The sequence below is a fragment of the Coriobacteriia bacterium genome (assembly GCA_031292615.1).
Classification (GTDB): Bacteria; Actinomycetota; Coriobacteriia; order Anaerosomatales; family JAAXUF01; genus JARLGT01.
On record JARLGT010000097.1, the window covers coordinates 1 to 9,480 of the forward strand.

At 66.7% G+C, this 9,480-nt stretch carries 7 protein-coding genes; 3 read left to right on the plus strand and 4 right to left on the minus strand.

Going from position 1 to position 9,480, the window contains the following annotated elements; translation table 11 throughout:
- Together P4L93_08805 and P4L93_08810 are read right to left on the minus strand one after the other, a co-directional pair.
- The coding region (locus P4L93_08805; GenBank protein ID MDR3687038.1) for a hypothetical protein at positions 1–390 on the minus strand (390 nt) is incomplete at its 3' end.
- A gap of 30 nt (positions 391–420) precedes the next feature.
- Positions 421–1,893, minus strand: a complete 1,473-nt coding sequence (locus P4L93_08810) for an MFS transporter (GenBank protein MDR3687039.1) — start codon at positions 1,891–1,893, stop codon at positions 421–423.
- 117 nt (positions 1,894–2,010) lie between these two features.
- Between P4L93_08810 and P4L93_08815 the strand changes: the two genes are divergently transcribed.
- Positions 2,011–3,411, plus strand: a complete 1,401-nt coding sequence (locus P4L93_08815; protein ID MDR3687040.1) for a trypsin-like peptidase domain-containing protein — start codon at positions 2,011–2,013, stop codon at positions 3,409–3,411.
- 93 nt (positions 3,412–3,504) lie between these two features.
- Here P4L93_08815 and P4L93_08820 read toward each other — a convergent pair whose 3' ends face one another.
- Complete coding sequence (locus P4L93_08820; protein MDR3687041.1) at positions 3,505–5,007, minus strand: multiheme c-type cytochrome; 1,503 nt, start codon at positions 5,005–5,007, stop codon at positions 3,505–3,507.
- A 177-nt stretch (positions 5,008–5,184) separates the two neighbouring features.
- Between P4L93_08820 and P4L93_08825 the strand changes: the two genes are divergently transcribed.
- Together P4L93_08825 and rlmN are read left to right on the plus strand one after the other, a co-directional pair.
- Complete coding sequence (locus P4L93_08825) at positions 5,185–5,697, plus strand: ferritin family protein (protein MDR3687042.1); 513 nt, start codon at positions 5,185–5,187, stop codon at positions 5,695–5,697.
- Positions 5,697–6,740 carry a 23S rRNA (adenine(2503)-C(2))-methyltransferase RlmN gene (gene rlmN, locus P4L93_08830; protein MDR3687043.1) on the plus strand — a complete coding sequence of 348 codons (1,044 nt, stop codon included), beginning with the start codon at positions 5,697–5,699 and terminating at the stop codon, positions 6,738–6,740. The genes P4L93_08825 and rlmN overlap by 1 nt, the downstream gene beginning before the upstream one ends.
- Here rlmN and P4L93_08835 read toward each other — a convergent pair.
- A partial coding sequence (locus P4L93_08835; GenBank protein MDR3687044.1) for a UvrD-helicase domain-containing protein occupies positions 6,737–9,480 on the minus strand: 2,744 nt, incomplete at its 5' end. The two genes, rlmN and P4L93_08835, sit on opposite strands and share 4 nt — an antisense overlap.

Here is a 9,480-nt window from a genome sequence, read left to right on the forward strand (position 1 = left end):
TACGACCGGCTCCACCGGCGGCGTCGGCACAGCTGGCGCCGGCTCGACGGGCGGCTCGGGGACGGGCGCGGGCGGCACGGCGGGCTCAGCGACTGCAGCCTCCGGCACGAACTCGAACGACGGCTCCGGGATCACGGCGGGCGTATCGAACGCGGGCGACGGCTCTTCCGGCGGCATCGACGCAGCGGGCGCGGGCTCGAGAGGCGGCTCGGGGACTGCCGGCGTGCCCCAGCCGAACACGGCTGGCTCGGGAACCGGCGCTACCGGCGCTGGAGCCTGCTCGGGGGGCAGATCGGATGTAGGCGCAGCGTCGGGCGGCGTGGGCGATTCTGGTGTGTTTCCGAGCGGCTGGCCGTTCTCATTCACAGACGCGTCCTCAAAGTCGGTCACTGATCCTCCATGCGCTCGGTTCCCGAAAGTCTATCCACCCTGCTGCTCGTGCTCAACCTTGGATGCCGTATCGTCACGGAAGAACCACGACAATGCGGCCGCAATCAGCGCCAACCCGGCCGAAACACGCATTGCGAAGGACATTCCCGCGATCAGCATCGCTGCAACTCCGGGCGGGAGCAGGCCCGTCGCCTCCAGCGCTCCCGCCGAGCCACCCATCCGCAGTGTCACGATAGCCGCAGTCAACGCTATCCCCAACATCATGCCTATGTTGCGCGCCTCGGCGACAAATGCCGAGCCCACTCCGGCCCGCGCTCGCGGCGTCGCCTGCATGACGGCGGTGGTGTTGGGCGTCTGGAAGATCGCCATGCCACAGCCCACGACGAACAGCGCTACGCCGATGAACCATGGAGCCGAGTTGGCGTGCAGCGTCGAGATCACTACGAGCCCAACGGCCAGCACTACGAGCCCCACGCTCGAAAGCAGCCGGCTGCCGATCGTGTCGGTAAGTCGACCCACAAACGGCGCGAGCACCGCCATTGCCAGCGGAGTTGCCGTGAGCAGAATGCCCGCGAACGTGGCAGGCAGCCCTTTGGCGCCCAGCAGATAGAACGGCATCGTGAAGATGACGGAGAACATCGCCATATACGCCAGCACTGCCGCGCCCAGACCCGCCGAGAAGGCTTGCGATCGGAACAGTCGCATGTCGACCATCGGGTGTGTCGCCTGGCGCTCCCACCACACGAACGAAACGCCCAGGAACGCCGTGGCGAGCAACGCGCCGATGATCTCGATCGACCCGACGCCGTAGGTCTCGGCCTCGGTCACCGCGCCGAGCAGCGAGAGCAGCGCCCCGCCCGCAAGCACGGCGCCCAGCATGTCGAAACGCTCACCCGCTGGTGGCTCCTCGCCCAGAATGAACCAGGCGATTGCAGCCACCACCACCGAGAGCGGGATGTTGATGATGAAGATGCTCGGCCAGCCGAACGCACCCACCAGGACGCCGCCGAGCGCCGGCCCCACCGTCAGCCCTGCCGCAACCGCCAGCGACACGATCCCCAGAGCTGCTCCCCGCTTCTGCGGCGGGAACGTGCGCACCACGATTGCGGGTCCGGCCGCGAACAGCATCGCCGCCCCAACCGCCTGGAGCACGCGCGCGCCGAGCAGCACGGGCAACGTGTGCGACATCGCGCAGGCCGCGGAACCCGCGCCGAATATGAGCAGTCCCCAGACGTAGAGGTTGCGAAGCCCCCACATGTCGCCCACGCGTCCCATCGACAGCAACAGAGCCGCGCTGGTGAGCAGGTACGCGGTCGCGACCCAGCTCACGGCGGTCAGCGAGACCTTCAGGTCCTGCGCGATGTAGGGCAGCGCGATGTTTACGATGCTTGAGTCCAGCGGCGCCAGAAACGTCCCCACGGCCAGCACCGCGAGCACGGTGTTGGCGCTGGGGTTTCGCGTGATGGGCGTTTTAGGAGAGTGGCGCGTGGAGGAAGAATCCATGTAGTTCCTGTGTTGGGTGCGCTGAAGTTCACTATCGGGCGTATAACCTGCTTTAAGCATAGTCCCACACGCCTGCGCGCCCACTCCGCGGCGAGGTCCGATAACGAAGGAGTCACCATGACAGACGACACGCGCCCCAACGAGGCGCCTGACGAGAGCATGCGGCCCGATAACGAGGCTGCCGAGAACACGATCGCCGACCAAGCAGCGGCCGCGCCGCCTTCAACTGGGCCCTCGGTCGCGACACCGCCAGTTGCGACGTGGCAAGATTCAGCGCCGACCGCGCCTTTCCCCGCCGAGCAGCCGGAAGCCCCGACGCCGATGTACGCGCAGCCCCCGGTCACCAGCACGCCGAGCAAGCCCGGACTAGGGGCCGCCGTGTTCGCGGCCATTCTTGCTGCGCTCGTGGTCGGAGCGCTCGCCGGGTTCGCGGGAGGCTTTCTCGGCGCCCGGCTAGCGGGGGGCTCGCTCACTAGTGGCCCGTCGAGCGTAACGGTAGTGCCGTCGAAGACCGACGAGCCCGTGGTGGCTGCGGCCGCCGCGGCCGTGCCGAGCGTCGTCAACATCGACGTGACCGAGAGCGCCGCCAGCGGCGGCACGAGTGGCCTGCCTAGCACACCTCCCACCGTTCCCTTGAACGGCAACGGCTCCGGCGTGGCGTTCAAGAGCGCCAACGATGGCGGCACCTACATCCTCACCAACAATCACGTCGTCGAGAACGCCAACACCATCACGGTGCGCAGCCCGCTCGGCCAGAGCTGGCCGGGCAAGGTCGTTGGGCGCGACGCTGACAACGACATCGCGGTGGTCAAGATCACAGGCAAGCTGCCGTTGATCGTGCCGGCCGACCCCAAGACGTTCCAAGTCGGCCAGACGGTCGTGGCGATCGGCTCACCCTATGGCCTGGAGCACACAGTGACTTCCGGCGTCATCTCGGCAATCGGTCGCTCGCTCTCCGATATCGGTAGCACGGGTGCTTCTCAGCCGCTGGTCGACACGATTCAGACCGACGCCGCAATCAACCCAGGCAACTCCGGTGGTGCGCTCGTCGACCGACAGGGCCATCTGGTCGGAATCAACACCGCGATCTACTCGCAGAGCGGCTCGGCGGCGGGCATCGGCTTCGCCATCCCCGTCGACACTGCGCTTAACATCGCCGACCAGATCATCACAACCGGCAAGGTCACGCATCCGTTCATTGGTATCATCGGCTCGACCATCACGCCGCTCATCGCGACGCAGAAGAAACTGCCCGTGAGCGAAGGCGCGCTCGTGGAGGACGTCGTCAAGGGCGCGGGCGCGGCAACCGCAGGCGTCAAGATCGGGGACGTCGTGACAGCCGTTGACGGAACCCCGATCACATCGATGACCGACCTCATCGGTGCGATTCGCAAGCACACGCTCGGACAGACCGCCGAGCTGACCATCCTGCGCGGTGGCCAAACTATCAAGCTGAAGGTCAATGTCAGCGATCGTCCGGCGGGCGTGACATCGACCGCACCGGCGACGGGCAAGTAGGACGGCTGCTCAGAACAAGGGCGCGCAAAGAGGAGGCCCCGGCGATTCGCCGGGGCCTCCGTTGTCTTGCGTGCGCTGCTACAAGAAGCCGAGCTAGTCCTTGTCGCTGAGATCCTCCGAGCCGGGCTCCGCGGCCTCGCGTTCTACAGTCGGTTCGGCTGTAACAGGCTCGAGTACCTCGGTAGGATTGTTGTCGGCCTTCTTGGCTCCACGGCCCGGGCGCGGCTTCTTGGGAGCCTTGTTGCCCCAGCGCACGAAGAAGATGACCAGTGCGAAGCAGAGCAGCAGGCCGGCGATCGAGATGACCAGCGGCGTCCACGGCGAAGCGGTTGCCGCCGTCAGCTCCCCAGCGTTGGCTGCCCGCTCGGCAGCGACCGTTGTGTAGACGGGCTGCGAGTCCTCGGCCATTACCGTGACGGGGTTCTTCACCCCGGCCTGCTTGGCGAGCGCGTCGGACGACGAGCGATAGAGCAGCTGCGCCTTGATGGTTCCGGCGGTGACGCCGTCCGGGAAGGCGATCTTGTAGGTGTCGGTGGTCGACCCCTTCGGCGGGATGCGGTCGTCGGACTGGATGCCGGTCGCAGTCCATAGGTCGGCCGGGTACTTGCCGGCGGCGTCCTTTAGCACCGTGCCGAAGACGTGCTTGCCCAGCTCGGTCTCCTTGCCATCTGGCGCCACGAATGTGACCTCCAGCCACATCTCGCGCACCTCGGTCAGGCCAGTAGGCAGGTTGTGACCAGCGCCGACGTTAGTGATCGTGACGGTCGCCGAGCTCGTCTTGGCGCCTTCCATGATGCCCGGAGTGTCGAGCTTGAGGGTCGCGGCGCTCTGCAGCATCGCGGTGGCGAGCGTCGGGTTGCCCAGGGCGACCTGTGCGCCGGTAAACGTCATGTGAAAGATGGGTCGCAGCGGACCGCCGCCCGCTGCCCAGCCCATCGACGGGCCGATCTGGCCCGGCGTCTGGCTCATATGGCAGTCCTGGCAGGTGATGCCGGCCTTGGCCTGTGGGCTGGCGAGCCACTCGGAGTACGTGGCCTCGACGGGGAGCCCGTTGCCGGGATGCGCAACGTTGTGGCACGAGCCGCACAGCTGCGACGAGCTGTGGAAGGTCGAGACTGCCGTGGGGTGCGGCGCGGTGGGCGTCGCAAGCTGTGCCCGATAGACACCCGACGGATCGACCATCAGCGCGACGTTGTTCGTCGGCGCAGACGGGCCCGTGATCTGGTGGCAGAACGTGCAGCCGATGCCCTGGCCGGACGCCTTGGTCGGGTCGATCGTGCCCAGCTGCCCGGTCATCGTGCCAACGGGGCCGTGGCACTTGAGGCAGAACGGGCCGATCGCGCCGCCGGTGCCGGCATTGGCTTGGGCGAGCTTGGTCTTGTAGAGAGGGTCGGTGAGCGCCTGGGCGTGCATCGACTCCTGCCACTCCTGCAAGAACTGCGAGTGGCAGCTGCAGCTCTGCGCGGCGGGAAACCCGCTGGCAGCGGTGTTGTTGGCGGCGACCGGTCGCGGCTGGGCGAGCGCAGCCGATGCCCCACTCACCACGAGCACCACCGCAAGCGCGACGGCGAGAAGCACGTTCTTGTGCCTAGTCATCCCAATCCTCCTGGCTCAATTCCCCTCGTGGCGCGCGCGTTGCGTCACGTCATCGCCTCACATGGTAGCCGAACACCCGCCCTGACTGAAAAAGTCTTGCAACATCTGCTCGCTGTGCCGGGCACAAGAGGGGCACACTGTCGTAGAGTGGTCACTTCCCGATGAAAGGAGACCAAAATGGTCGAGATGTACCGTTGCAGCAACTGTGGATACTTCCACGTCGGTCCCGCGCCCGAGCACTGCCCCGTCTGCGGCGCCCCGCAGTCGGCGTTCAAGGCGTACGAGGGCCCTGGCGATCTGACAGGCACCAAGACGCTTGAGAACCTGAAGGCTGCCTTCGCCGGTGAGTCGCAGGCCAACCGCCGCTACACCCTGTGGAAGCGCGTCGCCGAGCTCGAGGGCGCGCCCCAGTCTGCAATCGACGCCTTCGATCGCGCCGGCCGCGAAGAGACGGCGCACGCGCTGGGCCATCTCGCCTACATGGGTGGCACCGGCACCACCGCGACCAACCTCAAGGCCGCCGCTGAGGGCGAGACCTTCGAGTGCACCGAGATGTACCCCTCGTTCGCCGAAACAGCCGAGGCCGAAGGCCTGGGTGACATCGCGCAGTACTTCCGCCGCGTCGGCGAGTTCGAGAACGAGCACCGCGCCGAGTACGTCGCTGCTCTCGAGGAGCTCGAGCAGCAGTAATGGCACGCGGGATGGACGCTGCGGGCATCAAAGCGCTCGACCGCGCCGAACTCGCTGCGCTCGTCGCCGAGCTCGGGCAGCCCGGCTTCCGGGCGGGCCAGCTAGAGCGATGGCTCTATGGCCGCAACGCGCGTTCATTCTCAGACATGAGCGATCTGCCAGCCGGCTTGCGAGAGACCCTCGCGGGTCGGCTGGCACTTCCCTATCCCGAGATCGTCGACCGCCAGGACTCAAAAGACGGCACTCGCAAGTACCTCCTCAGGCTCGCCGGAGGGGTCACCATCGAGACGGTCGGGCTCCCCGCTGGCGACCGCCTGACCGTCTGCTTCTCCACGCAGGCTGGGTGCCCGATGGGGTGCGCGTTTTGCGCGACGGGCATCGGCGGACTCGTTCGCGACTTGGGCCCCGGCGAGATGGTCGACCAGATCAACCTTGTCGCCGAGGACTTTGGTCGCCGAGTCACCAACGCAGTAGCCATGGGGCAAGGCGAGCCGTTCGCCAACTACGACGCCGTTCTGGCCGGGTTGCGCTTCATGAACGCGTCCGATGGGCCCGGAATCGGCGCACGCCACATCACCGTCTCGACCTGCGGGCTCGTGGCCGGCATCGGCCGATTCGCCGAGGAGCCCGAGCAGTTCACGCTGGCCGTCTCGCTTCACTCGGCGGTCCAGGAGACACGCGATCGGCTCATGCCGGGCGTGCGCAACATCTCGCTGCCGGAGCTGCGCAAAGCGCTCATCAGCTACGCCGCAACCTCCGGCCGTCGGCCTTCGCTCGAGTACGCGCTCATCGCCAACGTCAACGACTCCGACGTCGAGCGCTCCGCGCTGGTCAAGTTCTGCCGAGGCCTGCTGGTGCACGTCAACCTCATCCCGGTGAACCCGGTTGCCGAGACAGGCTTCAAGCGCGCCACTTCCGAGCGCCTCGAGGCGTTCCAGCGCGGCCTTCACGTCGCAGGCATCGAGGTCTCGATTCGAGCCGAGCGCGGAACCGACATAGACGCGGCCTGCGGCCAACTGCGCCAGCGCAACCAGAGCGCCTAGCCGAGGTTGTCCGGACGCGTCCGTTCGGGGCATAGCCCGCGCGGCACTTCGCAGTGGTAGCACTCCCGCGAAGGTGCTGGCTCGAACGCTGACGCCTCGATTTCGCCGTAGCGTCGCAACAGGTCGCGTTCGATCGTCTCTCGATCGGCCGCCGAGAACTCGAATGCGACGCGCTGGACGTCCCCGTCTTCATCAGGCTCAACTTCGGGGCGAACGAACTCGACCGTCGCGTGGTTACAGCCATCTCGCAGTACGGCCAGCGCGTAGCACTCTGCTTGGAGCTGGTATCGAGTGCGCAGGTCCGCTGCGACGCCCGTCCCGCCCGACTTGTAGTCGACCACGAGCGCCCGGTCTGCAGTACGCGAGTAGAGGTCGATGGACCCGGTGAGTAGGAACTTGTCACCTATGTTCATCGCGAACGGCGACTCCCGTCGGACGGTCTCCCCCGCCACCGCATGGTGCGCGACATCCGACTCGCAGTAGCGCCTCACAGCCTGGCCGAGGCGCACGACATCGAGATTCGAAAGCTCGTAGAACCGCCCGATCGCCGAGACGCGCTCGGAGGACGGCGGTGCTCCATCTGCACCCACCAGCCGCAGCGCTGCATGAAGCGCCGTGCCGAACAGCAGTGGGTCGGTCTGTCCGGGCATCGGGATACGCATCGGCCGAACTCCCAGCACGCGCCTGACCCAGAAGGCTCGCGGGCAGTGCTCGAACTCGCTGAGCTGCGTGTATGAGAGTCGCTCCGGCGCCAGCGCACGTTGCGGTTCCTCCGGGATGCCTCGCCCGGCCGGCGGTAGGATCATGGTGCCCGGCGCCGACTCAGCCTCAATCGGCAGCGCGGCGCCCGCCAGTTCTCCAGCGTCGATGACACGCACACGGCAGCGCGTGCCCGCGCCAGCAAGCGTAACGATGCCATCTGAGGGGCCCACCGTCGGAATCGTCACCCCCAGCACCCGCGACAGGCGTGCGAGATCGTATTTCGCGCTGGTGCCCTTCGCGGGTCGCATCCCCATTGACCCGGTGACGAGCAGCAGCTCGCGTGCTCGCGTGCAGGCAACGTAGAGTACGCGTGCGCTCTCTTCCAACTCGGCTTGCGCGTCTGCGTCCGAGAACTCGGCGAACCACGTTGACGAGCCACGCGAATCGCCATCATCATTCGCCGGAGTCCGCAGCGCGACGGCTAGTCCCCCACCCCGCCGTGAAGCCCGAACGGCGAGTCGGTCTGCCGGGCGTGGCGCGGCCAGGCCCGGCACGACGACGATCGGGAACTCCAGTCCCTTGGATGCGTGGATACTCATGATTCGCACCGCGTCCGAGCCGTCGTCGGCCAAGCTCGCGGGTGCCTCTGTGTCGCCGAGCCGCTCCTTGGTGTCGAGATGAGCTGCAAAGCCTGTCGGCCCGCTGCCAACAGAGTCCTCGAAGGCGGCAGCCTGGCGTGCGAACTTCAGCACGTTGGCGAACGCGTCACGCCCTACGTTTCCACCGGCGAGCAGTCGCAGATCCCACCCTGACTCCTCGACCGCCAACAGAAGCACATCGCGCAACGGCAGACGGCCGACGCGCTCGCGGGCGCGCTCAAGCACGCCCACCAGTCGCTCGGCGGCCTGAGCGTCGGCACCGGTGAGTCGCGTGTCGGCCTCGGTTAGCAGGGCCCAAAGCGAGCGTCGGTCGCGTTCGCCTGAGCCAAGCCGTAGGACGGCAAGCGCGTCACTACTGATCGGTATGAAGTCGGATGCGAGCAGTTCTCCGAGCGCGACACCATCCTCGACGTTGGCAACGACTCGGTTGAGTGCTCGCATGATGGATGTTTCTGGCAGACGGAAGAACCGACTCCCCCCGATCACCACTGCCCGAATGCCCACCGCCGTAAGTGCGTTCGCGTAGTCGTGCGCGTGCGTATAGGTGCGCACGAGCACGGCGATATCGCGCGGAGCCGCGCCGGCCTCGCACAACTCGGCGAGCCGCGCCGCGATAGTGGCTGCCTCGGCTGCTCGCGCTCCAGCCCCGTCCGCGTCAGTTGAGTCGATGAACGCGGCCTCGACACGAGGGGCGGCTCCCAGTGCGGCGTCCAGCGTGCCGACACGCGGCCCGGGGGGCGCCTGCAGCTTGAGCAGCGTGTCGCCGAAGTACTCCGCCGAGCTGAAGACCTCGTTCACGAACCCGAGGATGTCTCCATGCGAGCGATAGTTCACGTCGAGCTCGGCGACAAGCGCGCCTTGGCGTTCCATACGTTCCCGATGCGCCCGGTAGACGCTGATGTCCGCGCCGCGGAAGCGATAAATCGATTGCTTCTCATCACCGACCGTGCACAGGTCGCCATCGCTGAGGGCTTCGACCAGTCGCAGCTGCAGGGCATCGGTATCCTGAAACTCGTCGATCATCACCACTCGGAACTGCTCGCGATAGCGCATCGCGATCTCAGGTCGCCGCTCCAGCAGCTCGACCACTTTGACCTGCAAGTCATCGAAGTCCAGCGTCCCCAGCGCTGTCTTGCTCGCCGAGTATTCCTCCACGTAGTCGCTGACCAGAGCCTTGAGCGCGGCCGCGTGCGGAGCGACCAGCGCTGCAGCCACTTGACCGATGAGTTCGGCCTTAGTCGCCGCCAGCTCCTCGGCGAATTCAGCCAGGAGTTTGATCCGCTTGCTCAGAGGCTTGTACGCCTCGAGAGCCGCAAGCAATTCGGAGAGGGTTTCCGCCTCTTCGCGTTCGGCCGACACCAGCGCCGAGCACTGGCCTA

What these genes read in the sequence shown, in the direction of transcription:
- rlmN (MDR3687043.1), top strand. Translation starts at nt 5,697, where the DNA reads ATGGCACGCGGGATGGACGCTGCGGGCATCAAAGCGCTCGACCGCGCC.
- P4L93_08820 (MDR3687041.1), bottom strand. Translation starts at nt 5,007, where the DNA reads ATGACTAGGCACAAGAACGTGCTTCTCGCCGTCGCGCTTGCGGTGGTG.
- P4L93_08810 (MDR3687039.1), bottom strand. Translation starts at nt 1,893, where the DNA reads ATGGATTCTTCCTCCACGCGCCACTCTCCTAAAACGCCCATCACGCGA.
- P4L93_08825 (MDR3687042.1), top strand. Translation starts at nt 5,185, where the DNA reads ATGGTCGAGATGTACCGTTGCAGCAACTGTGGATACTTCCACGTCGGT.
- P4L93_08815 (MDR3687040.1), top strand. Translation starts at nt 2,011, where the DNA reads ATGACAGACGACACGCGCCCCAACGAGGCGCCTGACGAGAGCATGCGG.